The sequence below is a fragment of the Rhodospirillales bacterium genome (assembly GCA_016712595.1).
Taxonomy (GTDB): Bacteria; Pseudomonadota; Alphaproteobacteria; order Rhodospirillales; family Defluviicoccaceae; genus Defluviicoccus.
This window is the reverse complement of record JADJQT010000002.1, coordinates 184250-209411: the sequence shown is the minus strand read 5'-3', so window position 1 is coordinate 209411 and position 25162 is coordinate 184250. Positions and strand designations below refer to the sequence as shown.

At 64.4% G+C, this 25162-nt stretch carries 25 protein-coding genes, 1 tRNA gene and 4 pseudogenes; all 30 read right to left on the bottom strand.

Annotated elements, in window-relative coordinates:
• Positions 1 to 7: 7 nt before the first annotated feature.
• The 30 genes and pseudogenes from rpsH to tuf (IPK66_12735) all read right to left on the bottom strand — a co-directional run bounded on the left by rpsH (position 8) and on the right by tuf (IPK66_12735) (position 25133).
• Entirely contained in the window at positions 8 to 406 is a 399-nt protein-coding gene (rpsH, locus tag IPK66_12880) for a 30S ribosomal protein S8 (GenBank protein MBK8176108.1), read from the bottom strand.
• A gap of 14 nt (positions 407 to 420) precedes the next feature.
• Positions 421 to 726, bottom strand: a complete 306-nt coding sequence (gene rpsN, locus IPK66_12875; protein ID MBK8176107.1) for a 30S ribosomal protein S14 — start codon at positions 724 to 726, stop codon at positions 421 to 423.
• A gap of 21 nt (positions 727 to 747) precedes the next feature.
• Positions 748 to 1287, bottom strand: coding sequence for a 50S ribosomal protein L5 (gene rplE / locus IPK66_12870; protein MBK8176106.1), 540 nt, complete (start codon positions 1285 to 1287; stop codon positions 748 to 750).
• A gap of 14 nt (positions 1288 to 1301) precedes the next feature.
• Positions 1302 to 1619, bottom strand: coding sequence for a 50S ribosomal protein L24 (gene rplX / locus IPK66_12865; protein MBK8176105.1), 318 nt, complete (start codon positions 1617 to 1619; stop codon positions 1302 to 1304).
• A complete protein-coding gene (gene rplN, locus IPK66_12860) occupies positions 1620 to 1988 on the bottom strand; it encodes a 50S ribosomal protein L14 (protein MBK8176104.1) in 369 nt (122 codons plus the stop codon).
• 31 nt (positions 1989 to 2019) lie between these two features.
• The gene (rpsQ, locus tag IPK66_12855; GenBank protein MBK8176103.1) at positions 2020 to 2256 is read right to left on the bottom strand and encodes a 30S ribosomal protein S17; all 237 of its coding nucleotides are present in this window, start codon (positions 2254 to 2256) and stop codon (positions 2020 to 2022) included.
• Positions 2257 to 2266: 10 nt separating this feature from the next.
• Complete coding sequence (gene rpmC, locus IPK66_12850; GenBank protein MBK8176102.1) at positions 2267 to 2476, bottom strand: 50S ribosomal protein L29; 210 nt, start codon at positions 2474 to 2476, stop codon at positions 2267 to 2269.
• 4 nt (positions 2477 to 2480) lie between these two features.
• Entirely contained in the window at positions 2481 to 2900 is a 420-nt protein-coding gene (rplP, locus tag IPK66_12845) for a 50S ribosomal protein L16 (GenBank protein MBK8176101.1), read from the bottom strand.
• A 27-nt stretch (positions 2901 to 2927) separates the two neighbouring features.
• Entirely contained in the window at positions 2928 to 3605 is a 678-nt protein-coding gene (gene rpsC, locus IPK66_12840; protein ID MBK8176100.1) for a 30S ribosomal protein S3, read from the bottom strand.
• Positions 3605 to 3985: a 50S ribosomal protein L22 gene (gene rplV, locus IPK66_12835; protein MBK8176099.1), complete on the bottom strand. Its 381-nt coding sequence runs from the start codon at positions 3983 to 3985 to the stop codon at positions 3605 to 3607. The genes rpsC and rplV overlap by 1 nt, the downstream gene beginning before the upstream one ends.
• 3 nt (positions 3986 to 3988) lie before the next feature.
• Complete coding sequence (rpsS, locus tag IPK66_12830) at positions 3989 to 4267, bottom strand: 30S ribosomal protein S19 (protein MBK8176098.1); 279 nt, start codon at positions 4265 to 4267, stop codon at positions 3989 to 3991.
• Positions 4268 to 4282: 15 nt separating this feature from the next.
• Complete coding sequence (rplB, locus tag IPK66_12825; protein MBK8176097.1) at positions 4283 to 5113, bottom strand: 50S ribosomal protein L2; 831 nt, start codon at positions 5111 to 5113, stop codon at positions 4283 to 4285.
• 116 nt (positions 5114 to 5229) lie between these two features.
• On the bottom strand, positions 5230 to 5556 hold the full coding sequence (locus IPK66_12820) for a 50S ribosomal protein L23 (GenBank protein MBK8176096.1): 327 nt from the start codon (positions 5554 to 5556) through the stop codon (positions 5230 to 5232).
• Complete coding sequence (gene rplD / locus IPK66_12815; GenBank protein ID MBK8176095.1) at positions 5553 to 6173, bottom strand: 50S ribosomal protein L4; 621 nt, start codon at positions 6171 to 6173, stop codon at positions 5553 to 5555. Before rplD ends, IPK66_12820 begins: the two co-directional genes overlap by 4 nt.
• Positions 6174 to 6177: 4 nt before the next feature.
• Positions 6178 to 6948, bottom strand: a complete 771-nt coding sequence (gene rplC, locus IPK66_12810) for a 50S ribosomal protein L3 (protein ID MBK8176094.1) — start codon at positions 6946 to 6948, stop codon at positions 6178 to 6180.
• Positions 6949 to 6961: 13 nt separating this feature from the next.
• Positions 6962 to 7264, bottom strand: coding sequence for a 30S ribosomal protein S10 (gene rpsJ / locus IPK66_12805; protein MBK8176093.1), 303 nt, complete (start codon positions 7262 to 7264; stop codon positions 6962 to 6964).
• A 50-nt stretch (positions 7265 to 7314) separates the two neighbouring features.
• Positions 7315 to 8503: pseudogene (tuf, locus tag IPK66_12800) on the bottom strand (elongation factor Tu).
• A gap of 35 nt (positions 8504 to 8538) precedes the next feature.
• Positions 8539 to 10617 carry an elongation factor G gene (gene fusA, locus IPK66_12795; protein ID MBK8176092.1) on the bottom strand — a complete coding sequence of 693 codons (2079 nt, stop codon included), beginning with the start codon at positions 10615 to 10617 and terminating at the stop codon, positions 8539 to 8541.
• 18 nt (positions 10618 to 10635) lie between these two features.
• Entirely contained in the window at positions 10636 to 11106 is a 471-nt protein-coding gene (rpsG, locus tag IPK66_12790; protein ID MBK8176091.1) for a 30S ribosomal protein S7, read from the bottom strand.
• 28 nt (positions 11107 to 11134) lie between these two features.
• Positions 11135 to 11504: pseudogene (gene rpsL / locus IPK66_12785) on the bottom strand (30S ribosomal protein S12).
• 350 nt (positions 11505 to 11854) lie between these two features.
• Complete coding sequence (gene rpoC / locus IPK66_12780) at positions 11855 to 16063, bottom strand: DNA-directed RNA polymerase subunit beta' (protein MBK8176090.1); 4209 nt, start codon at positions 16061 to 16063, stop codon at positions 11855 to 11857.
• A gap of 34 nt (positions 16064 to 16097) precedes the next feature.
• Positions 16098 to 20258 (bottom strand): DNA-directed RNA polymerase subunit beta, encoded by a 4161-nt coding sequence (rpoB, locus tag IPK66_12775; protein ID MBK8176089.1) that lies wholly within the window; start codon positions 20256 to 20258, stop codon positions 16098 to 16100.
• Positions 20259 to 20557: 299 nt separating this feature from the next.
• Complete coding sequence (gene rplL / locus IPK66_12770; protein MBK8176088.1) at positions 20558 to 20938, bottom strand: 50S ribosomal protein L7/L12; 381 nt, start codon at positions 20936 to 20938, stop codon at positions 20558 to 20560.
• A 51-nt stretch (positions 20939 to 20989) separates the two neighbouring features.
• The gene (rplJ, locus tag IPK66_12765) at positions 20990 to 21508 is read right to left on the bottom strand and encodes a 50S ribosomal protein L10 (protein MBK8176087.1); all 519 of its coding nucleotides are present in this window, start codon (positions 21506 to 21508) and stop codon (positions 20990 to 20992) included.
• A 333-nt stretch (positions 21509 to 21841) separates the two neighbouring features.
• A pseudogene (gene rplA, locus IPK66_12760) lies at positions 21842 to 22536 on the bottom strand (50S ribosomal protein L1).
• A gap of 5 nt (positions 22537 to 22541) precedes the next feature.
• A complete protein-coding gene (rplK, locus tag IPK66_12755) occupies positions 22542 to 22970 on the bottom strand; it encodes a 50S ribosomal protein L11 (protein ID MBK8176086.1) in 429 nt (142 codons plus the stop codon).
• Between the two features lie 75 nt (positions 22971 to 23045).
• Positions 23046 to 23576, bottom strand: a complete 531-nt coding sequence (nusG, locus tag IPK66_12750; GenBank protein ID MBK8176085.1) for a transcription termination/antitermination protein NusG — start codon at positions 23574 to 23576, stop codon at positions 23046 to 23048.
• Positions 23577 to 23581: 5 nt separating this feature from the next.
• Positions 23582 to 23785, bottom strand: a complete 204-nt coding sequence (secE, locus tag IPK66_12745; protein MBK8176084.1) for a preprotein translocase subunit SecE — start codon at positions 23783 to 23785, stop codon at positions 23582 to 23584.
• Between the two features lie 16 nt (positions 23786 to 23801).
• Positions 23802 to 23877 (bottom strand) — tRNA-Trp (locus IPK66_12740).
• A 64-nt stretch (positions 23878 to 23941) separates the two neighbouring features.
• A pseudogene (gene tuf / locus IPK66_12735) lies at positions 23942 to 25133 on the bottom strand (elongation factor Tu).
• Positions 25134 to 25162: the final 29 nt, after the last annotated feature.

Here is a 25162-nt window from a genome sequence, read left to right as displayed (position 1 = left end):
GCTCCGCCTAAAGAACCTTGCATAACACTTCGCCGCCGACGTGCGCGTCCCGCGCCTCCGTATCGGAAACGACTCCGCGCGGCGTCGACAAGATCGCGACGCCGAGGCCGTTGTAGACGCGCGGAATTTCGGTCAGCTTCGAGTACACGCGCCGCCCCGGCTTCGAGACCCGGCTGATTTCGCGGATCGCCGGTTCCCCGTCGTGGTACTTGAGCTCGATCTTCAATTCGCGCACGCCCGGAACAATTTCCGCTTCCGAATAGCCCCGGATAAACCCCTCTCGCTGCAGGACGTCGAGAACGCGCGCGTGCAGCTTCGACGCCGGCGCGGCCACGGCGCGCTTTCCGGCCCGCTGGCCGTTGCGAATCCGCGTCAACATATCGCCGAGAGGATCAGTCATCGACATTCGTCGTCTCTCCGCTACCAGCTCGACTTGACCATGCCGGGGATCTGCCCCGATGAGGCCAGTTCCCGCAGCGCGATGCGCGACAGTCCAAACTTCTTATAGTTCCCGCGCGGCCGCCCGGTCAGCCCGCAGCGCAGGCGGACGCGTGTCGGCGACGAATTCCGTGGCAGTTCGGCCAGCTTTATCCGCGCGGCGAAGCGCTCCTCGGGGCTGCGTTCCTCGTCGTCGGCAATATCCTTCAGCGCTTGCCGACGATCGGCGTATTGCTTCGCCATCCGCATGCGTTTCTTGTTTCTTTCGACCAAACTGGTTTTCGCCATCAACCGTCTCCTCGCCGCGCGTCAGTTCGCGAACGGCATGTCGAACGCCTTCAACAACGCCTGCGCCTCGGCATCGGTCGGTGCCGTCGTGCAGATGATGATGTCAAGGCCGCGGATCTGATCCACCTTGTCGTAGCTGATCTCGGGAAAGATGATCTGCTCCTTGATCCCCATCGCGAAATTGCCGCGTCCGTCAAAACTCTTCTTCGACAGGCCGCGGAAATCGCGCACGCGCGGCAAGGTGATGTTGATCAGCCGATCGAGAAACTCGTACATCCGCTCGCGACGCAGCGTGACCTTGCAACCGATCGCCATGCCAGTGCGGATCTTGAATCCGGCAATCGACGTCTTCGCTCGGGTGACCACCGGCTTCTGGCCGGCAATCAGCGTCATGTCGCCCACCGCCGCCTCGACCTTCTTGCGATCCTGCGATCCCTCGCCCACGCCCATGTTGAGCACGACCTTGGTCAGACGCGGAACCTGCATCGGGTTTGCGTAGTTGAACTCGTCCAGAAGCTTCTTCCGGACGTCCGAATTATAATAGTCGCGCAAGCGGGACATCGCGGTGCTTCACCCTACCTGTCGATGATTTCGCCGGAGCGCTTGGCAAAGCGAACCTTCCGGCCGTCGTCGAGAACGCGGAACCCTACCCGGCTCGGCAACCCGCTGCTGGGGTCCGAATGCGCGAGATTGGAGATGTGGATCGGCCCTTCCTGCTCGACGATGCCGCCCATCGCCTTGGCGCTCGCCCGCGTATGCCGCTTGATCATGTTCACACCCTGGACGATGGCGCGCATCTCCTTCGGCATGACGCGCAGCACTTCGCCCGACTTGCCCTTGCTCCGCCCCGACAGGACGATGACCTTGTCGCCCTTGCGAATCTTCGCCGCCATCTACAGAACCTCCGGCGCCAGCGAGACGATCTTCATATAGCCCTTGGCGCGCAACTCGCGGGTTACCGGACCGAAGATGCGCGTGCCGATCGGCTCGCCCTGCTTGTTGATCAGCACCGCGGCGTTGCGATCGAAGCGGATGCTCGATCCATCCGACCGCCGCACGTCCTTCGCCGTGCGCACGACCACGGCGCGTGTGACCTCGCCTTTCTTGACGCGGCCGCGCGGAATGGCGTCCTTGATCGAAACGACGATGATGTCGCCGACCGAGGCATACTTCCGCCTGGAGCCGCCCAACACCCGGATGCACTGCACCCGCCGGGCGCCGGAATTGTCGGCGACATCCAAGTTTGTCTCCACTTGGATCATGATCCGTTACCCTTTTTCACGTCGCCAGGCGTTAGGCGTCGTCGGCGAGGACTTCCCAGCATTTACGCTTGGAAATCGGCCGACACTCCCGAATGCGAACCGTATCGCCGGTCTTCAGCGCGCTGCTCTCGTCGTGCGCCATGTACCGTTTCGAACGCTTGATGAACTTCTTGTAGATCGGATGCATGACCCGGCGCTGGACGAGGACGACGATCGTCTTATCGCCCTTGTCGCTAACCACCACACCCTGCAAAACGCGTCTCGGCATAGTTCCTCCGTCACGCGGCAGCCGGCGTCGGCTGCGCGCCGCGCTGACCCAGCGTCATCTTGATCCGGGCGATGTCGCGACGGACCTGCCGTCGGCGCGCCGTGTTCTCGAGTTGCCCGCTCGCCTGCTGGAAGCGCAGGTTGAACGCCTCCTTGCGCAGCTGCACCAGCATCTCGTCCAGCTCGTCCGCCGTCTTCAACTTCAGATCCGCGGCCTTCATCGCCCTATTCCCCTTCGCCCAGGCGCGTAACGAAACGGGTGCGGATCGGCAGCTTGGCCGCGGCCAGCGTCAGTGCCTGCTTCGCTACCTCGAGGGACACGCCATCGATCTCGAACATGATCCGGCCGGGCTTAACTCGGGCAACCCAGTACTCCGGCGCGCCCTTGCCGCCACCCATCCGCACTTCCGCCGGCTTGGCCGAGACCGGCACATCGGGAAAGAGCCGGATCCACACCCGGCCGGCGCGTTTCATGTGACGCGTCATCGCCCGGCGGGCCGCCTCGATCTGCCGTGCCGTCAGCCGGTCCGGTTCCATCGCCTTAAGGCCGAAGGCGCCGAAGTCGAGCTTGTTGGCCCCCTTCGCCGCGCCGTGAATGCGGCCCTTGTGCTGCTTGCGGTACTTCGTGCGTTTCGGACTGAGCATCCTCGCCTAACTCCACGCGCCGACGCGTCAGCGCGTCGTCTGCTGCTCCATCGCCCGCTTTTCGACCGCCATCGGGTCGTGCGCGAGGATGTCGCCCTTATAGATCCACACCTTGACGCCGCAGACCCCGTAGGTCGTCTGCGCCGCCGATTGACCGTAATCGACATGCGCGCGCAGCGTGTGCAGCGGCACCCGACCTTCCCGGTACCACACCGAGCGCGCGATCTCCGCGCCGCCGAGCCGGCCACCGCAGTTGATGCGGATGCCCTGGGCGCCGAGACGCATCGCTGACTGCACCGCCCGCTTCATCGCCCGGCGGGTCGAGACCCGGCGCTCGAGTTGCTGGGCAATCCCGTCGGCGACCAGCTTGGCGTCGATCTCCGGTTTGCGGATCTCGACGATGTTGAGGTGCACGTCGGCGCGCGTCAGCTTCGACAGCTCGAGCCGTACCTTTTCGATGTCCGCGCCCTTCTTGCCGATGACAACCCCGGGGCGGGCCGTATGAATGGTGATCCGCGCCTTCTTCGCCGGCCGTTCGATGACAACCCGCGAGACGCCGGCCTGAGCCAGACGCTTATGCAGGAACTCGCGAATTCTCAGATCTTCCTGCAGCAGGGCCGCGTAGTTCTCGTCGGCGAACCAGCGCGAATCCCACGTCCGATTGATGCCGAGCCTCAGTCCGACCGGGTTGACTTTCTGCCCCATTACGCGACCTCCAGCCGCTCGCGCAACACCAGGCGCAAGTGGGAAAATGACTTCTCGATGCGCGCCGCCCGGCCGCGGGCCCGCGGGGTGAACCGCTTCATCACCAGCGCCTTGCCGACCGTCGCCTCGGCGACGTAAAGCCGGTCGACGTCGAGCTGATGATTGTTCTCGGCGTTGGCGATCGCCGACTGCAGCGCCTTGCGCACGTCCAGCGCGATCCGCTTGCGCGAGAACTCAAGTTCCGCCAGCGCCCGCCCGCAGTGCTTGCCGCGAATTAGTTGGGCGACGAGATTGAGTTTGCGCGGGCTGGTACGCACGTTGCGTGCCAGACACAGAACCTCGTTTTCGGCCAAGCGCCGTTCGAACGCGGGTTTACCCATCGCTCAGCCCCTCTTCGCTTTCTTGTCGCCCGAGTGGCCGTGGAACATCCGTGTCGGCGAAAACTCGCCGAACTTGTGCCCGACCATGTTCTCGGTGACCAGCACCGGCACGAACTTCTTGCCGTTATGCACGCCGAACGTCAGTCCGACGAACTGCGGAATGATCGTCGACCGGCGCGACCACGTGCGGATCACCTCGTTGCGCTTGGCGCCCCGAACCTTCTCCGCCTTCTTCATCAGGTAGCCGTCGATAAACGGCCCTTTCCAAACCGACCGCGGCACGCGCGTTCTCCTCGTCTACTTCTTGCGGTGACGACGGCGCATGATCAGCGAATCCGTCCGCTTGTTGTTGCGTGTGCGCTTGCCCTTCGTGGGCTTGCCCCAGGGCGTCACCGGATGCCGGCCGCCCGAGGTCTTGCCCTCGCCGCCGCCGTGCGGGTGATCGATCGGGTTCATCGCCACGCCCCGAACGCTGGGCCGCACGCCCAGCCATCGCGACCGGCCCGCCTTGCCGATCTTGACGTTCTGCCGATCCGGGTTGGAGACGGCGCCAACCGTCGCCATGCATTCGGCGCGGACCATGCGCAGTTCGCCCGAGTTCAGGCGCAGCTGCGCGTAGCCCTGGTCCTTGCCGATGAGCTGCGCATAGGTTCCGGCCGAGCGGGCGATCTGTCCGCCCCGGCCCTTCTTCATCTCGACGTTATGCACGATCGTGCCGACGGGCATGTTCTGCAGCGGCAACGCGTTGCCCGGCTTGACGTCGACGGCGCGCCCGGCGATGACGGCGTCACCGACGGCAAGCCGCTGCGGCGCCAGAATGTAGGCGATCTCGCCATCCTCGTAACGGATCAGCGCAATGAACGCGCTCCGGTTGGGATCATACTCAAGCCGCTCGACCTTCGCCGGCACATCCAGCTTCGTGCGCTTGAAATCGACGAGGCGGTAGCGCCGCTTGTGGCCGCCGCCGATGTGACGGGCGGTGATGCGACCGGTGTTGTTGCGCCCGCCGTGGCCACGCAGACCCTCGGTCAGCGTCTTTTCCGGCTTTCCCTTCCACAACCCGGTGCGGTCGATCAGCACCAAGCCGCGCTGGCCGGGGGTCGTCGGTTTGAACTGTTTCAGTGCCATGGTCGTCTACTACAGCCCCGTGGTGCAAAGCTCCGTGGTCTCATCCGCTACCAGACCCCATCCCGCCGCGCTCAATCCTGGCGGAGGAAGGCCCGCGGGAGAGCCGGACTTAAAGACTAAAGCCCGGTGGTGATGTCGATCGAATGCCCTTCAGCGAGCGTGATGATCGCCTTCTTGATATCGGAACGAACGCCGGGCCGGCCGCGGAATCGCTTAACCTTCCCTTTCTGGCGCAAGGTATTGACCGCCTTGACCTTGACCTTGAACAAGGTCTCGACGGCCGACTTGATTTCCGGCTTGCTCGCGTCGAGCGCCACCACGAAGGTGACCTGGTTGTGCTCGGAGATCATCGTCGCCTTTTCGGTGATCAGCGGGCGGCGGATGATCTCGTAAGCCCGCTCCGGGCCGACGCTGACCTTTGTCTTCGGATAAGGCTTGGTCATGTCAGTCGCTCCGTGAGCCGGTCGACGGCGGCGCGTGTCAGCACCAGCGTCTCATGGCGAAGGATGTCATAAACATTGGCGCCGATCGACGGCAGCACGTCGACACCCGGCAGGTTGCTCGCGGCCCTGGCGAAATTGACCTCGGGCGCATCGCCGTCGATGACCAGTGTCTTGCCCCAACCCAGCTTGCCGAAATGGGCGGCCAGCAGCTTGGTCTTGGCCTCGGTCATCTCGGCGCGGTCGAGAACGACCAGCGCACCCTCCGCGCACTTCGCCGAGAGAGCCGTGCGCAGCGCCAGCTTGCGCACCTTCTTCGGAAGTTCGATCGCATGGTCACGCGGACGCGGGCCGAACACGATGCCGCCGCCGCGCATGTGCGGACCCTTGCTCGAGCCCTGGCGGGCGCGTCCCGTCCCCTTCTGCTTGTAGGGCTTCTTCGTCGTCCGTGCCACCTCGCCGCGGGTCTTGGTGCAGTGCGTTCCCGCCCGCCGCTTGGCGAGCTGCCAGTTCACCATCCGCGCCAGGATGTCGGCGCGCATTTCCGCGCCGAAGACGAAATCCGAGAGATCGACCACGCCGACCTTCTCGCTCTCAAGATTGATCACATCCCGTTCCATGGGACTATTCCTCGCTCGCCGGAGTGGCGTCGCCGATCGCGCCCGCGGGCACGCCGGAGTCCTCGCCGGACGAATCCGCAACCGGGGCTGACGTCGTCACCGCCGGACGGAACGCCGCCGGCAGCGGCGCGGCCTCGGGGCGCTTGTCCTTGACCGCGTCGCGGACGAGCAGCCACCCGCCCTTGGCGCCGGGAACGGCGCCGCGGATCATGATCAGGCCGCGGTCGACATCCGTGCGCACCACCTCAAGGTTGAGCACAGTGACCTGGCGATCACCCATGTGCCCGGCCATCTTCTTGCCTTTGAAGGTCTTGCCCGGGTCCTGACGGTTGCCGGTCGAGCCGTGGCTGCGATGGCTGATCGACACGCCGTGGGTCGCCCGCAGGCCACCGAAGTTGTGCCGCTTCATCGCCCCGGCAAATCCCTTGCCGATCGAAAAGCCGGTAACGTCGACGAGCTGCCCGCTAACGAAGTGATCCGCCGTCAATTCGGCACCGACCTCGACGAGCATGTCGGCGTCGACCCGGAACTCGGCGAGCTTGCGCTTCGGCTCGACTCCCGCCTTGGCGAAGTGCCCGCGCTCCGGCTTGCTGACGTTCTTCACCTTGACGGTGCCGACGCCGAGCTGCAAGGCCGAATAGCCGTCGCGATCGTCCGTGCGCTGGGCGACGACCTGGCAGCCCTTCATCTGCAGAACGGAGACCGGCACATGCGTGCCGTCGCCGTTGAACAGCCGCGACATGCCGAGTTTTTGCGCGATCAGACCGGTACGCATCGATCCCTCGCCCTTACAGCTTGATTTCGACGTCGACACCGGCGGCGAGGTCGAGCTTCATCAGAGCATCCACCGTCTGCGGAGTCGGATCGACGATGTCCAGCACACGCTTGTGAGTGCGGATCTCGAACTGTTCACGCGACTTCTTGTCGATATGCGGCGACCGTAGCACGGTGAAGCGCTCGATGCGGGTCGGCAGCGGAATCGGGCCGCGCACCCGTGCGCCGGTCCGGCGCGCGGTATTGACGATCTCGCGTGCCGACTGGTCGAGCACGCGATGATCGAAGGCCCCGAAGACCGATTCGAATATTCTGATTTTCCATAGTCGTGCTTCTTCCAATCGGCAAACGCCGTACCCGTAAGAGACTATTCGTTGATTTTGGCGACGACGCCGGCGCCGACGGTGCGGCCGCCCTCGCGGATGGCGAAGCGCAGGCCCTCGTCCATGGCGATCGGCGAGATCAGCTCCACCTGCATCGAGACGTTATCGCCCGGCATCACCATTTCCGTGCCCTCGGGCAGGTTCACCGTGCCGGTGACGTCGGTGGTGCGGAAGTAGAACTGCGGGCGGTACTTGGTGAAGAACGGCGTGTGCCGGCCGCCCTCCTCCTTGGTCAGGATGTAGGCCTCGGCGGCGAACTTGGTGTGCGGCGTGATCGTCCCCGGCTTGGCCAGAACCTGGCCGCGCTCGACGTCCTCGCGCTTGGTGCCGCGCAGCAGCACGCCGATGTTGTCGCCGGCCTCGCCCTGATCGAGCAGCTTGCGGAACATCTCGACGCCGGTGCACACCGTCTTGGTCGTCGGCCGGATGCCAACGATCTCGACCTCCTCGCCGACCTTGACCACCCCGCGCTCAACGCGGCCGGTCACCACCGTGCCGCGGCCCGAAATCGAGAACACGTCCTCGATCGGCATCAGAAACGGCTGGTCCTTCGGGCGCTCCGGCTGCGGGATATACGCGTCCACCGCGTCCATCAGCTCCATGATCGCCTTGGCGCCGATCTCCGGATCGCGCCCTTCCAGCGCCGCCAGACCCGAGCCCTTGATGATCGGGATGTCGTCGCCAGGAAAATCGTAGCTGCTGAGCAGCTCGCGCAGCTCGAGCTCGACCAGCTCCAAAGCTCCGGATCGTCGACCATGTCGACCTTGTTCAAAAACACCACGATCGCCGGCACGCCCACCTGGCGCGCCAGCAAATGTGCTCGCGCGTCTGCGGCATCGGGCCGTCCGCCGCCGAGACCACCAGAATCGCTCCGTCCATCTGCGCCGCGCCGGTGATCATGTTCTTGACGTAGTCGGCGTGACCCGGGCAGTCGACGTGCGCGTAGTGCCGGTTGTCCGTCTGATACTCGACGTGCGCCGTCGAGATCGTGATCCCCCGTGCCCGCTCCTCCGGAGCCTTGTCAATCTGATCGAACGGCGTGAAATCCGCCCCGCCCTTCTCCGCCAGAACCTTGGTGATCGCCGCCGTCAACGTCGTCTTGCCATGATCAACATGGCCAATCGTACCAACATTGCAGTGCGGCTTCGTCCGCTCGAATTTCGCCTTCGCCATCTCGCTCTGCTCCGCTTTCTTTCAGCGCGACCTGTTTAACTCGCCAGCCGCTGCCGGACTTCCTCGGAGATCGCCTGCGGAACTTCCGCGTAACGATCGAACTGCATGGTGTACTGCGCCCGCCCCTGGCTCATCGAGCGCAGGGTGTTGACGTAACCGAACATCGTCGCCAACGGCACCAACGCATCGATGACCCGCGCATTGCCACGCTGATCCATGCCGGTCACCTGCCCGCGCCGGCTGTTCAGATCGCCGATGATATCGCCCATATAGTCGTCGGGCGTGACCACCTCGACCTTCATCAACGGCTCAAGCAGCTTCGGTCCCGCCTTTGGCAGACCTTCGCGAAACGCCGCGCGCGAGGCGATTTCGAACGCCAGAACCGATGAATCGACGTCGTGGAAGGCGCCATCGATCAGCGACGCCTTGAAATCGATGACCGGAAAACCGGCGATGACCCCGGTGTTCCGCGCCGAGTCCAGGCCTTTCTGCACCCCGGGGATGTACTCCCTCGGCACCGAACCGCCGACAATGCCGCTTTCGAACTGGAAGCCCGACCCCGGCTCCAGCGGCTCGAAGCGGATCTTGACGCGGGCGAACTGGCCAGCGCCACCGGTCTGCTTCTTGTGGGTGTAGTCGATCTCGGCGACCTTGGAGATGGTCTCACGATAGGCGACCTGCGGCTGGCCGACATTGGCGTCGACCTTGAACTCACGCTTCATGCGATCGATGATAATTTCAAGGTGCAGTTCACCCATGCCCTTGATCACCGTCTGCCCGCTCTCGGCATCGCTCGAGACCCGGAAGCTGGGGTCCTCGTTCGCCAGTCGCGACAGGGCGACACCCATCTTTTCCTGATCGCTCTTCGTGCGCGGCTCGACCGCGACCTCGATCACCGGATCGGGGAATTCCATGCGCTCGAGCACCACAGGGGCGCGCGGATCGCACAAGGTATCGCCGGTCGTCGTCTGCTTCAAACCCGGAACGGCGACGATATCGCCGGCTCGCGCTTCCTTGATGTCCTCGCGCGAGTTGGCATGCATCAGCAGCATGCGGCCGATTCGCTCCGACTTGTCCTTGATCGGGTTCTGCACCTGATCGCCCGACTGGACGACCCCGGAATAGACACGAACGAAGGTCAGCGTTCCCACAAACGGATCGTTCATGATCTTGAACGCCAGCGCCGAGAATTTCTCATCATCCGACGACTGGCGGACCATCTCCTCGGTCGTGCCCGGCTTGACCCCGTGCACCGGCGGCACGTCGAGCGGCGACGGCAAGAAGTCGACCACCGCGTCGAGCAGCGGCTGCACGCCCTTGTTCTTGAAGGCCGAGCCGCAGATCACCGGTACGAAGGCGCCGCTGATCGCGCCGGCGCGAATGCATTTGATCAACGTCTCGGCGTCGGGCTCGGTGCCGTCGAGGTACGCCTCGAGTGCGGCCTCATCCTGTTCGACCGCCATCTCGACGAGCTGCGTGCGGTATTCCGCCGCCAACTCGACGAGGTCGGCCGGAATATCGCCGTAGGTGAACTCGGCCCCGAGGTTCTCGTCCTTCCAGATGACGCCCTGCATGCGGACCAGATCGACGACGCCAGCGAACTCCGCCTCCGCGCCGATCGGCAGTTGCAGAACCAGCGCCCGCGCGCCGAGACGATCCTTGATCATCTGCAGGCAGCGGTAAAAGTCGGCGCCGATTCGATCCATCTTGTTGACGAAACAAATGCGCGGCACGCCGTACTTGTCCGCCTGGCGCCAGACCGTCTCCGACTGCGGCTCGACGCCGGCGACGGAGTCGAATACGGCAACGGCACCGTCGAGAACGCGCAAGCTGCGTTCGACCTCAATGGTAAAGTCGACATGCCCCGGCGTATCGATGATGTTCACCCGGTGCTCGCGCCAGAAACAGGTGGTCGCCGCCGAGGTGATGGTGATGCCGCGCTCCTGCTCCTGCTCCATCCAGTCCATCGTCGCGGTGCCTTCATGCACCTCGCCGATTTTGTACGACCGGCCGGTATAATAAAGGACACGCTCGGTCGTCGTCGTCTTGCCGGCATCAATGTGGGCCATGATGCCGATGTTACGGTAACGGTCGAGGGGCGTGGTGCGTGCCATGGCAGCGTTTCGCTCTCTTTACCAGCGGTAATGGGAGAAGGCTTTGTTAGCCTCGGCCATCCGGTGCGTGTCTTCGCGCTTCTTCACGGCAGCGCCACGATTGTTCGCGGCATCCATGAGTTCCGCCGCCAGCCGCTCGACCATGGTGTTCTCCGAGCGCTTGTGCGCCGTGCCGACAATCCAGCGGATCGCCAGCGACTGACGCCGCAGCGGCCGAACTTCGACCGGAACCTGATAGGTCGCGCCGCCGACACGCCGTGACCGCACCTCGAGGGCCGGCTTGACGTTCTCGATGGCGTCATGAAACAGCTTCACCGGGTCCTGGCGCGCCTTCTTCTCCATCAGGGCGAGCGCGCCGTAAACGATGCGCTCAGCCACCGACTTCTTGCCCTCGTGCATCAGCCCGTTGGTGAACTTGCTGACGACGATATCCCCGTATTTGGGGTCGGGAAGGATTTCGCGCTTTTGTGCTGCACGCCTGCGAGACATCGGCCTCGAACCTCTCTGCGATTAAATGCTACTTCGGCCGCTTGGCGCCGTACTTCGAACGCCGCTGACGCCGGGCGCTGACGCCCTGTGTCCAGCGTGCCGCGAATGATGTGATAACGGACGCCCGGCAAATCCTTGACCCGGCCGCCGCGGATGAGCACCACCGAGTGCTCCTGCAGATTGTGGCCTTCGCCCGGGATGTAGCTGGTGACCTCGTAGCCATTGGTCAGGCGGACGCGGGCGACCTTGCGCAGTGCGGAGTTCGGCTTTTTCGGCGTCGTCGTATAGACGCGCGTGCACACACCCCGCTTTTGCGGCGCCCCGGCCAGCGCCGGCACCTTATTGCGAATTGGCGGCGAGGTCCGGGCATTGCGGACCAGCTGGTTAATCGTCGGCATTCCTGTCTCCATTGGGGGCCAACACCCCGTCGGCTCCTGAAGTCATCGTCATCATCGCCCGGACGGCGCGCGCCGCTGCGCGCCTCGGCAGCGCAGCAAAAAACGCAAAAGACGGCACTTTGGCCGCCAACGCCTGCCGCCTGAAAGGCGCCGATCCGAGTTTTTCCTGCCTCATCGCGAGAATGCGTCTGGACCGTTCAGTCCACCGCCATTCCCCTGTGGAAGGAGGCGGATACTAAGGACGACGATCCCCCGCGTCAAGCGGCAACCCGGGACATTTCGTCGCCGATGGAGCGGGCAGCGACGGTGATCGCGCCCGCTCCCTGCGATACTGAGCGCGCAGCCGCTGTTTACTTCACCGACGACACTTCGGCTTCCCGGCTCGTGGCCCGTGAACGGGCCACTGGCGCCGGCGGCAGGCTGGCCGCGGCCGTTTCGCCATCGAGGTCGGCAACGGCCTTGTCCCGCTCGGCGGCGACGCGGCGGAAGCGGTTCATCACGCTGCCGGTCCCCGCCGGAATGAGCCGACCGACGATGACATTCTCCTTGAGCCCGGAGAGCCCGTCCGTCTTGCCCGCCACCGCCGCCTCGGTGAGCACGCGCGTCGTCTCCTGGAACGACGCGGCGGAGATGAAGGACCGCGTCTGCAGGCTCGCCTTGGTAATGCCCTGGAGCACCGGCAGCGCCTGTGCCGGCCGGTCGCCGATTGCCTCGGCCCGGCGGTTGCCATCCTCGAATTCCAGACGGTCGATCTGCTCGCCGACAAGGAACGTCGTATCGCCCGGCTCGATGATCTCCACCTTCTGCAGCATCTGGCGGACGATCACCTCGATGTGCTTGTCGTTGATCTTCACGCCCTGCAGACGGTAGACCTCCTGGATTTCGTTGATCAGGTAGGAGGCGAGCGCCTCGACGCCGAGGACCCGCAGGATGTCGTGCGGCACCGGGTTGCCGTCCATCAGCGGATCGCCGGCCTCGACGAAGTCGCCTTCCTGCACGCTGATATGCTTGCCCTTGGGGATCAGGTACTCGTGCGGCTCGTCGCCGCTTCCGTCGGAGGGAACGACGACGATGCGGCGCTTGGTCTTGTAGTCCTTGCCGAACTCGACGCGGCCGTCGATCTCGCTGATGATCGCGAAATCCTTCGGCTTGCGCGCCTCGAACAGCTCGGCCACGCGCGGCAGACCGCCGGTGATATCGCGGGTTTTCGCCGATTCGCGCGGAATACGAGCGAGCAGGTCGCCGGCGTGCACCGTCTGGCCGTTTTCCACCGACAAGATGGCGTCGACCGACAGGAAATAGCGCGCTTCCAGCCCATTCTCCAGGAGCACGACGTCGCCATTGGCGTCGCGCACGGTGATTCGCGGCTTAAGGTCCGCCCCGCGTTGCTGCTGCTTCCAGTCGGTCACCACCTTCGAGGCGATACCCGTCGCCTCATCCATCTGTTCGACCACGGACGCGCCTTCGACGAGGTCGACGTAGTGCGCGATGCCCGGCTTCTCGGTGATGATCGGCAAGGTATAGGGATCCCACTCGGCCAGCTTGTCGCCCCGCTTGACCTCCGACTTGTCCTCGCGCAACAACTTCGAGCCGTACGGCAGCCGGTGGCGTGCCCGCTCGCGCCCCTGTCCGTCGATGAGCAGCAGTTCGGCATTGCGGTTCATCACCACCGGTACGCCCGCGGAGTTGCGCACGGTATTGCAGTTGCGCAGCACCGCGAGACCGTCGCTCGCCGCCTCGATCTTCGATTGCTCCGCACCGCGTTGCACGGCACCACCGATATGGAAGGTGCGCATGGTGAGCTGCGTGCCGGGCTCCCCGATCGATTGGGCGGCGATGACCCCGACCGCCTCGCCGATATTCACCCGCGTGCCCCGGGCAAGATCACGACCGTAGCAGGCGGCGCAGACCCCGGTGGCGGTATCGCAGGTGAGCACCGAGCGGATTTTCACCACCTCGATATCGGCGGCCTCGATCGCCAGCACCTTGTCCTCGTCGATCAGCTCGCCAGCGCGAACGATGATGCGCTCGGAGAGTGGATCGACGATGTCATCCGACGCCGAGCGACCGAGAATGCGCTCGCTCAACGGCGAGACAACCTCGCCGCCCTCGACCACTGGGCGCACGGTCAGACCATTGCGCGTGCCACAGTCGGGCTCGAGAATGATCGAATCCTGGGCCACGTCAACGAGGCGGCGGGTGAGATAGCCGGAGTTTGCCGTCTTCAGCGCCGTATCGGCGAGGCCTTTGCGCGCGCCGTGGGTGGAGTTGAAGTACTCCAGCACGGTCAGCCCCTCCTTGAAGTTGGAGATGATCGGCGTTTCGATGATCTCGCCCGACGGCTTGGCCATCAGCCCGCGCATGCCGGCGAGCTGCTTCATCTGCGCCGCCGAACCGCGGGCACCCGAGTGCGCCATCATGTAGACGGCGTTGATCGGCTGACCCGGCTGCGGGGTCGAGATGCTCTGCATCATCGCATCCGCCACCTGGTCGGTGCACTGCGCCCAGGCGTCGACGACCTTGTTGTATTTCTCGCCCTGGGTGATCAGGCCGTCGAGGTACTGCTGCTCGTACTCCTTGACCTTGTCTTCCGTCGCCCCGACGAGGGCGGTCTTCGCCTCCGGCACCACCAAGTCATCCTTGCCGAAGGAAATGCCGGCGCGCGAGGCTTGGCGGAAGCCGAGGCGCATAATCCGGTCTGCGAAGATCACCGTCTCCTTCTGGCCGCAGTTGCGATAGACCGCGTCGAGAAGCCCGGAGATCTCCTTTTTCGTCAGCAGCCGGTTCCCCAGCTCGAACGGCACGTTCGGATGCCGGGGCAGCAGCTCGGAGAGCAGCATGCGCCCGGGGGTCGTCTCCACCAGCCGCACGCACGGCTTGCCCTCGGTGTCGACGCCGTGATAGCGGGCGCGAACGCGCGCATGTAGCGTCGTCGCCCGTGCTTCGAGCGCGTGCTGGATTTCGCCCATGTCGGCGTAGGCCCGGCCTTCGCCCGGCTCGCCCGCCCGGTCCATCGTCAGGTAATAAAGCCCAAGAACGATGTCCTGCGACGGCACGATGATCGGCTTGCCGTTGGCCGGGCTGAGGATGTTGTTCGTCGACATCATCAGCACGCGGGCCTCGAGCTGCGCTTCCAATGACAGCGGCACGTGCACCGCCATCTGGTCGCCGTCGAAGTCGGCGTTGAACGCGGCGCAGACCAGCGGGTGGAGCTGGATCGCCTTGCCCTCGATCAGCGTCGGCTCGAACGCCTGAATACCGAGCCGGTGCAAGGTCGGCGCGCGGTTGAGCAGCACCGGATGTTCGCGGATCACCTCCTCGAGGATGTCCCAGACTTCCGGGCGCTCCTTCTCCAGCATCCGCTTCGCGGCCTTGATCGTCGTCGCCATGCCGTAGAGCTCGAGCTTCGAATAGATGAACGGCTTGAACAGCTCGAGCGCCATCTTCTTCGGCAGGCCGCACTCGTGCAGCTTCAACTCGGGACCGACAACGATCACCGAACGGCCGGAGTAGTCGACCCGCTTGCCGAGCAGGTTCTGACGGAAGCGGCCCTGCTTGCCCTTGAGCATGTCGGACAGCGATTTCAGCGGCCGCTTCGAGGCACCGGCGATCGGCCGGCCGCGCCGGCTGTTGTCGAACAGCGCGTCGACCGATTCCTGCAGCATGCGCTTTTCGTTGCGGATGATGATCTCCGGCGCGCGCAGCTCGATGAGCCGCTTCAGCCGGTTGTTGCGGTTGATCACCCGCCGGTAGAGATCGTTGAGGTCCGAGGTCGCGAAGCGCCCGCCATCGAGCGGGACCAGCGGGCGAAGCTCCGGCGGAATGACCGGTACAACCTCGAGGATCATCCATTCCGGACGGGAGCCGGATTCGACGAAGGCCTCGATCAGTTTCAGGCGCTTGACCAGCTTCTTGCGCGTGGTCTCCGAGTTGGTCTCCTTAAGGTCGACGCGCAGCTGCACCTGCTCGGCGTCGAGATCGATCGCCTTCAGCATATCGCGGATCGCCTCGGCGCCGATGCCGACGGTAAACGCATCCTCGCCGTAGGAATCGATCGCCTTCTGGTACTGCTCCTCGGTGATCAGCTCGTGCAGCTTCAGCGGCGTCAGGCCCGGCTCGATGACGACGTAGGCCTCGAAATAGAGAATCTTCTCGAGGTCCTTGAGCGTCATGTCGATCAGCAGGCCGACCCGGCTCGGCAGCGATTTGAGGAACCAGATGTGCGCCACCGGCGAGGCCAGCTCGATGTGACCCATGCGCTCGCGCCGCACCTTCTGCAAGGTGACCTCGACGCCGCACTTCTCGCAGATGATGCCCTTGTACTTCATCCGCTTGTACTTGCCGCACAGGCACTCGTAGTCCTTGATCGGCCCGAAGATGCGGGCGCAGAACAGGCCGTCGCGCTCCGGCTTGAACGTGCGGTAGTTGATCGTCTCCGGCTTCTTGATCTCGCCGAACGACCATGAGCGGATGCGATCGGGGCTGGCGATCGAGATACGGATATTATCGAAGCGCTGCGTTCCGCCGACCTGGCCGAAAATCTTCAGCAATTCGTTCATGCGCTCATCTCCTTTGCGGGACCCACGGGTCCGCTCAGTTCAACTCGACGTTCAGGCCGAGCGACTGCAGTTCCTTGACCAGGACGTTGAACGACTCCGGCACCCCTGCCTCGAAGGTGTCGTCGCCGCGGACGATCGATTCGTAGACCTTGGTGCGGCCCGAGACGTCGTCCGACTTCACCGTCAGCATTTCCTGCAAGGTGTAGGCGGCGCCGTAGGCTTCCAGCGCCCACACCTCCATTTCGCCAAATCGCTGGCCGCCGAACTGCGCCTTCCCGCCCAGCGGCTGCTGGGTCACGAGGCTGTAGGGGCCGATCGAGCGCGCGTGAATCTTGTCGTCGACCAGGTGGTGCAGCTTCAGCATGTAGATGTATCCGACCGTCACCTGCCGGTCGAACGGCTCGCCGGTGCGCCCGTCGGACAGCGTGACCTGGGCCGAAGCGTTGAGGCCGGCCTTCTCCAGCATAACGACGATGTCGGTCTCGCGTGCACCGTCGAACACCGGAGAGGCGACCGGAACGCCCGGGCGCAGGTTCTCACCCAGCTCGAGCAGCTCGCGCTCGTTCAACGGCGCGACATCCGAGGCGAACTGCCGCTCGCCGTAGACGTCGGCGAGCTTGTCGCGCAGCGCGCCGACGTCGCCGGTCGACTTGGCCGCGTCGACGAGAGCACCGATCTGCTTGCCGATACCGGCGCTCGCCCAACCGAGGTGGGTTTCGAGGATCTGGCCGACGTTCATCCGGGACGGCACGCCCAGCGGATTGAGCACGACGTCGACAGCGGTGCCGTCGGCGACGTAGGGCATGTCCTCGATCGGTACGATCTTCGAGATCACACCCTTATTACCGTGACGGCCGGCCATCTTGTCGCCCGGCTGCAGCTTGCGCTTCACCGCGACGAACACCTTGACCATCTTCATCACGCCAGGAGGAAGGTCATCGCCGCGCTGGACCTTGTCGACCTTGTTCTCGAACCGCTGTTCGAGCCGTGAGATCGACTCCTCGAACGAGGCCCGCAGGGCTTCGATATCGCCCATCACCGCGTCGTCCTCGACCGCGATCTGCGCCCACTGCCCGGAGGTAAAGCCGGTCAGCACCTCGTCGTTGACGAGCGTTCCCTTGATCAGCCCCTTCGGCCCACCGACCGCCGTCTGACCGACCAGCAGCGTTTTCAGGCGCGTATAAAAGCTGCGCTCGAGAATCATCCGCTCGTCGTCCCGGTCCTTGGCGAGGCGTTCGATCTCCGCCCGTTCGATCGCCAGCGCGCGCACGTCCTTCTCGACGCCGCGCCGGGAGAACACGCGGACTTCGAGGACGGTGCCGGAGACTCCCGGCGGAACCTTCAGCGACGTATCGCGTACGTCTGCCGCCTTTTCGCCGAAGATTGCCCGCAGCAGCTTTTCCTCCGGCGTCATCGGCGTTTCGCCCTTCGGCGTGACCTTGCCGACGAGAATGTCGCCCGGCTTGACCTCGGCGCCGATGTAGACGATGCCCGCCTCGTCGAGGTTCTTCAGCGCTTCCTCGCCGACGTTGGGAATATCGCGGGTGATCTCCTCCTGGCCGAGCTTGGTATCGCGCGCCATCACCTCGAATTCCTCGATGTGAATCGAGGTGAAGACGTCTTCCTTGACGATCCGCTCGGAAATCAGGATCGAGTCCTCGAAGTTGTAGCCCTGCCACGGCATGAACGCGACGAGCACGTTGCGCCCGAGCGCGAGTTCACCCAGCTCCGTCGACGAGCCGTCGGCGATGATATCGCCCTTTTCGACCAAGTCGCCGGCGCGCACCAGCGGTTGCTGATGGATCGTCGTATTCTGGTTCGAGCGCTGGAACTTCAGAAGGTTGTAGATGTCGACGCCGGTGGCCGAGTGCGACGTCTCGGCGGTGGCGCGGATGACGATGCGGGTGGCGTCGATCTGATCGACGACGCCCGCGCGCCGGGCGATGATCGTCGCGCCGGAATCGCGGGCCACCGCCGCTTCCATCCCGGTGCCGACGATCGGTGCCTCGGTCTTGATCAGCGGCACCGCTTGGCGCTGCATATTCGAGCCCATCAACGCCCGGTTGGCGTCGTCGTTCTCGAGGAACGGGATCAGCGCCGTCGCCACCGAGACGAGCTGCTTCGGTGAGACGTCGATGTAATCGATGTCCGACGGCCGGGCGAGCAGGAAATCGTTGCCGCGCCGGCAGCTGATCAGGTCAGCGGTGAACCGTCCTTCGCCGTCGAGCTCGGCGTTCGCCTGGGCGATGGTGAACTTTCCCTCGTCCATCGCACTCATGTAGATGACCTCATCCGAGACTATGCCGTCGGTCACCCGGCGGTAGGGCGTTTCGATGAAGCCGTAGCGGTTGACCTGGGCGAAAGTGGCGAGCGAGTTGATCAGACCGATGTTCGGGCCTTCGGGCGTCTCGATCGGGCAGATGCGGCCATAGTGGGTCGGGTGGACGTCGCGCACCTCGAAGCCGGCGCGCTCACGCGTCAGACCGCCCGGCCCCAGCGCCGAAAGCCGGCGCTTGTGGGTGATCTCGGAGAGCGGATTGGTCTGGTCCATGAACTGGCTGAGCTGCGAGGAGCCGAAGAACTCACGCACCGCCGCTGCCGCCGGCTTGGCGTTGATCAGCTCCTGGGGCATTACCGTGTCGATATCGACCGAACTCATCCGCTCGCGGATGGCGCGCTCCATGCGCAGGAGGCCGACCCGGTACTGGTTCTCGAGCAATTCGCCCACCGAGCGGACTCGGCGGTTGCCGAGATGGTCGATGTCGTCGATCTCGCCGCGGCCGTCCTTGAGGTCGACCAGCACCTTGACGACGGCGAGAATGTCCTGCTTGCGCAGAATGCGGATGCTGTCGTCGGTATCGGTGAAACCAAGGCGCGAGTTCATCTTCACCCGGCCAACCGCCGACAGGTCGTAGCGCTCGTTGTCGAAGAACAGGCCCTTGAACAGCGTCTCCGCCGATTCCAGCGTCGGCGGCTCGCCCGGGCGCATCACCCTGTAGATATCGAACAGCGCTTCCTCACGCGACGTATTGCGGTCAACGGCCAGCGTGTTGCGAATGTAAGGCCCGACGTTGAGATGATCGATGGCAAGCGTGCGCACCTCGCTGACGCCGACGCTGGTCAGCGTCGTCATCACCGCCTCGGTGATCTCTTCACCGGCTTCGATGTAGATTTCTCCGGTTTGATCGTTGATCAGGTCCTCGGCGACATACCGGCCGGCGAGGTCCTCATCGGGCACCAGTTGTTCGGTCAATCCTTGGGTGGCGAGGTGGCGCAACAGCTTGGGCGTCAGCTTGGTCCCGGCTTCGGCCACCCGCTCGCCGGTCGATGCGTCGACCAAGTCTCGCGCGAGCTTGACGCCGCGCATGCGATCGGCGCGGAACTCCGTCTTCCAGCCGCCGTCGGCCCGGTGGAACGTCACCTTTTCGTAGAAGTAGTCGAGCACCTCCTCGGGCGACATGCCGACAACTTCCGACGGATCGAGCGAACGGCCCATCGCCACCCGCTCGGCGCGCAACTGCTCGGTCGCAGCCGATTCGAGCGCCAGCAGCAGGGTCGTGACCGGCAGCTTACGGCGGCGGTCGATGCGCACGAACACCAAGTCCTTGGCATCGAACTCGAAGTCGAGCCACGAACCGCGATAGGGAATGATCCGCGCGGCGAAGAGGAACTTGCCGGACGAATGGGTCTTGCCCTTGTCGTGATCGAAAAACACGCCCGGCGAGCGGTGCATCTGCGAGACGATCACCCGCTCGGTGCCATTGACGACGAAGGTGCCGTTGTCGGTCATCAACGGCATGTCGCCCATGTAGACGTCCTGCTCCTTGATGTCGCGGATAGAGCGGGCACCGGTATCCTCGTCGATGTCCCAGACCACCAGACGCAGCGTCACCTTCAGCGGCGCCGCGTAGGTCATGCCGCGCTGCTGGCATTCCTCGACATCGTACTTGGGTTCCTCGAACTCGTATTTGACGAATTCAAGCGTTCCGCGGGACGAAAAATCCTTAATCGGAAAGACCGACTTGAAGACTTCCTGCAGACCCGAATCGCTGCGATGCTCGGCCGATGTGTTGCGTTGCAGAAACTGCTCGTAGGAGCTCTTCTGCACCTCGATCAGGTTGGGCATCGCAACCGCCGCGGTGATGCGTCCAAAATTCTTGCGAACGCGCTTCCGACCGGTAAAGCTATTGGGCATCGAAGACCCTCGTGCTGTATATGAAGCCGCCTGGGTCCGCACAAAGCCGGTTACCGCAACCGGCATCGCGGACCATGCATCCAGCGCACAACGAAAAAGGGGCGGCGGCGGCAATTGCCTCCGCGCCTCCGGCGCGCTCATCGTCGTCTCGCACCCGCTTTCCCGGCCGCGGCAAGGCCCATGCGGGCGGGTGCGCATCGCGCGCGCGGGACCACGGCCATCCGCCATCCCGCGCGCGAATCTTCTCGTGATATGTCGTCGCCGCTACCCCTCGGCAACTGGTACCATCCGAATATTGTCTACTTAATCTCGACAGTTGCGCCAGCCTCTTCCAATTTCTTCTTGATCTGCTCGGCCTCTTCCTTCTTCAGGCCTTCCTTGACCGTCTTCGGCGCCGCTTCGACCAGATCCTTGGCTTCCTTCAGGCCGAGACTGGTAACCGCGCGTACCTCTTTGATGACGTTGATTTTCTTGTCACCGACCGCAGTCAGGATCACGTCGAACTCGGTCTGTTCCTCGACCGGCTCCGCTGCCGCTGCCGCCGCTGCCGGAGCAGCAGCCGCCGCAACCGGCGCAGCGGCCGAGACGCCCCACTTTTCCTCAAGCATCTTCGAAAGCTGCGCGGCCTCAAGTACCGTCAGGCTCGACAGCTGATCAACCAGTTGATCCAGGTTAGACATTTTTTCAACTCCTTAAGCTTGAACCGTTCATTCGCGAACGCCGCACCCGTTTCAGGCGGCCTCGCTCGTGTCCCCATAGGCGGCAAAGACCCGCGCCAACTGACCGGCCGGCGCCTGCAGCACGCCGGCGATTCGCGTCGCCGGGGCATTGAGCAGGCCGATCAGCTTGCCACGAAGCTCGTCGAGCGACGGCAACGCCGCCAGCGCCTTGACGCCCTCGGCATCGAGCACCTGCGTGCCGACGCCGCCGCCGAGAAGGACGAGCTTCGGGTTGGTCTTCGCGTAAGCGACGGCAATCTTCGCCGCCGCCACCGGGTCGTTGGCGAAGGCGATCGCCGTCGGCCCGGTGAACAGGCCTTCCAGGCTCTGGTAGCGGGTGCCTTCCAGCGCCCGCCGGGTGAGGCGGTTCTTGGTCACTTTCAGACCAGCTCCCGCGTCCCGCATCCGCTTTCGCAGATCACCGATCTCCGCGACCGTCAGCCCGCTATAATGGGTGACGAGGACGACAGCGGTTTCGTTGAACGTGCGATGCAGCGATGCGACCAAGGATTCCTTTTCAACTCGGTCCACCGTTCATCTCCGTTGCAATCCCACGCGGCGCAAGGCGCCTTGCAGGAGTCCACCAACAGCCGTCCAGGTAACGATCGCGCGTTCCCTGAAAGGCCGGTTGCCCTGTCCAGGGCACCGGTTCAAGCCTCGTTTCGGCGCGCTGGGCGCCGCTCCGCAAACTCGATACCGTCTCGGCAGGCGGGCGGTCCTTTAAGCCGTTCGCGAAAGGCTGGCTCGCAAACGGCGCCTGCTGTCTCGGACAGGTTGCGGGAAGAGCGATCGCCGCCCTCCCGCCGATTCGGACCATCGTCAATGTCGTCGATGGACCCGAAGCTCTGCTTGCCCCCGCCGCCCCTAGGCGAGCGCGGACGAAACGTTCACGTGCACGCCGGGCCCCATCGTCGAGCTGATGCTCACGCGCTTGAGGTACGTTCCCTTGGCGCCGGTTGGCTTCGCCTTGATCACGGCGTCGAGGAAGGCGCGAAAGTTCTCGGCGATCGCCGCCTCGGCAAAGCTGACCTTGCCGATGCCGCCGTGAACGATCCCCGCCTTTTCGACCCGGAACTCGACCTGACCGGCCTTGGCGGCCTTGACCGCGCCGGCGACGTCCATCGTCACCGTGCCAACCTTGGGATTCGGCATCAGGCCGCGGGGACCGAGGATCTTGCCGAGGCGACCGACGACGCCCATCATGTCGGGCGTGGCGATACAGCGATCGAAGTCGATCTGCCCTTTTGCACCCGCTCCATCAGGTCCTCGGCGCCGACGATGTCGGCGCCCGCCGCCTGGGCTTCCGCCGCCTTGTCCGCCTTGGCGAACACCGCGACGCGCAATGTCTTGCCAGTGCCGTTCGGCATCGAGACGACGCCGCGCACCATCTGATCGGCATGGCGCGGATCAACGCCGAGATTGACCGCCACCTCGAGCGTTTCGTCGAACTTCGCCGTGCTCGTCTTCTTGATCAGCTGGATCGCTTCCGGCAGATCGTACAGGGTTTCCGCGTCGATCGCCTCATAGGCGGCGCGCAGGCGCTTGCTGTGCTTGGCCATCGTTCCTATTCCACCACTTCGATGCCCATCGAACGCGCCGAGCCGATCACCATGGCGATCGCACCGTCGGCGTCCTTGGCATTGAGATCGCCCATCTTCTGCTCGGCGATCTGCCGAACCTGCTCCTGAGTCACCTCGCCCACCTTCTGCTTGGTGAGGTTCGCCGAGCCCTTCGGCACGCCGGCCGCCTTCTTCAGCAGATAGCTGGTCGGCGGTGTCTTGGTCACGAAGGTAAACGTGCGGTCGGCGAACGCGGTGATGACCACCGGCACCGGCATCCCTTCCTCGAGCTTCTGCGTCTGAGCGTTGAACTCCTTGCAGAAGGCCATGATATTCAGGCCCGCTTGACCCAGCGCAGGACCGATCGGCGGCTGCGGCGTCGCCTTGCCCGCCGGGACCTGCAGCTTGATATAGCCGGTAATTTTCTTCGCCATTTCAGTCTCTCACGTTCCTTGCCGTCGGCTTCCGCCCACAACGGCGATGCGCCGCAGGCCAGAGTCCGGCCGCGATCAAATCTTTTCGACCTGCGCGTACTCCAGTTCGACCGGTGTCGATCGCCCAAAGATCGACACGGCGACCTTGACCCGCGTCCGCGCTTCGTCCACTTCCTCGACCAGCCCGCTGAACGAGGTGAACGGCCCGTCGCAGACACGGACCTGCTCGCCGATCTCGAAGGTAATCGTCGGCTTCGGCCGCTCGATTCCCTCCTGCACCTGATGGAGGATGCGCGCCGCCTCGCTCTCGGAAATCGGCGACGGACGTCCGCGACCGCCGAGAAATCCCGTGACCTTCGGCGTATTCTTCACCAAGTGCCACGTATCGTCGGTCATATCCATCTTGACCAGCACGTAGCCGGGAAAGAACTTCCGCTCGGAGTTCACCTTCTGGCCGCGCCGCACCTCGACCACCTCTTCGGTGGGGACCATCACCTGCGGGATGCGCTCGGCCATTCCGGCCTGCCTCGCCTGCTCCTCGATCGACTGCGCGACCTTGCGCTCGAAGCCGGAATAGACGTGAATAACATACCACCGTGCGTCCATGCCGCCTACGCTCCGAGGCTCATGCCGAGGAGCGCGCGCACGCCCAGCGACAAAAGCTCATCGACGAAAAAGAAGAACACGGCGGCGACCACCACCATCGCCACGACCATGCCGGTCGAGATGGTCGTCTCCTTGCGGGTGGGCCAAGTGACCCTCGCGGCCTCCTGACGCACTTCGCGAAAAAACTGCACTACGTTTGTTTTTGCCATGTTCCATCGCGCATCGTGGCAGGGGCAGCAGGATTCGAACCCGCGACCTGCGGTTTTGGAGACCGCCGCTCTACCAGCTGAGCTATACCCCTTTATCGTCCGCCATTGCCGCCCACTGCGGCCGATGCCGGCCCTCGATGACCCGTCCGTAAGAGACTATTCGTTGATTTTGGCGACGACGCCGGCGCCGACGGTGCGGCCGCCCTCGCGGATGGCGAAGCGCAGGCCCTCGTCCATGGCGATCGGCGAGATCAGCTCCACCTGCATCGAGACGTTATCGCCCGGCATCACCATTTCCGTGCCCTCGGGCAGGTTCACCGTGCCGGTGACGTCGGTGGTGCGGAAGTAGAACTGCGGGCGGTACTTGGTGAAGAACGGCGTGTGCCGGCCGCCCTCCTCCTTGGTCAGGATGTAGGCCTCGGCGGCGAACTTGGTGTGCGGCGTGATCGTCCCCGGCTTGGCCAGAACCTGGCCGCGCTCGACGTCCTCGCGCTTGGTGCCGCGCAGCAGCACGCCGATGTTGTCGCCGGCCTCGCCCTGATCGAGCAGCTTGCGGAACATCTCGACGCCGGTGCACACCGTCTTGGTCGTCGGCCGGATGCCAACGATCTCGACCTCCTCGCCGACCTTGACCACCCTCGCGCTCAACGCGGCCGGTCACCACCGTGCCGCGGCCCGAAATCGAGAACACGTCCTCGATCGGCATCAGAAACGGCTGGTCCTTCGGGCGCTCCGGCTGCGGGATATACGCGTCCACCGCGTCCATCAGCTCCATGATCGCCTTGGCGCCGATCTCCGGATCGCGCCCTTCCAGCGCCGCCAGACCCGAGCCCTTGATGATCGGGATGTCGTCGCCAGGAAAATCGTAGCTGCTGAGCAGCTCGCGCAGCTCGAGCTCGACCAGCTCCAAAAGCTCCGGATCGTCGACCATGTCGACCTTGTTCAAAAACACCACGATCGCCGGCACGCCCACCTGGCGCGCCAGCAAAATGTGCTCGCGCGTCTGCGGCATCGGGCCGTCCGCCGCCGAGACCACCAGAATCGCTCCGTCCATCTGCGCCGCGCCGGTGATCATGTTCTTGACGTAGTCGGCGTGACCCGGGCAGTCGACGTGCGCGTAGTGCCGGTTGTCCGTCTGATACTCGACGTGCGCCGTCGAGATCGTGATCCCCCGTGCCCGCTCCTCCGGAGCCTTGTCAATCTGATCGAACGGCGTGAAATCCGCCCCGCCCTTCTCCGCCAGAACCTTGGTGATCGCCGCCGTCAACGTCGTCTTGCCATGATCAACATGGCCAATCGTACCAACATTGCAGTGCGGCTTCGTCCGCTCGAATTTCGCCTTCGCCATGGCCTGTTCTGTCTTTCCCGGTCGCAGAA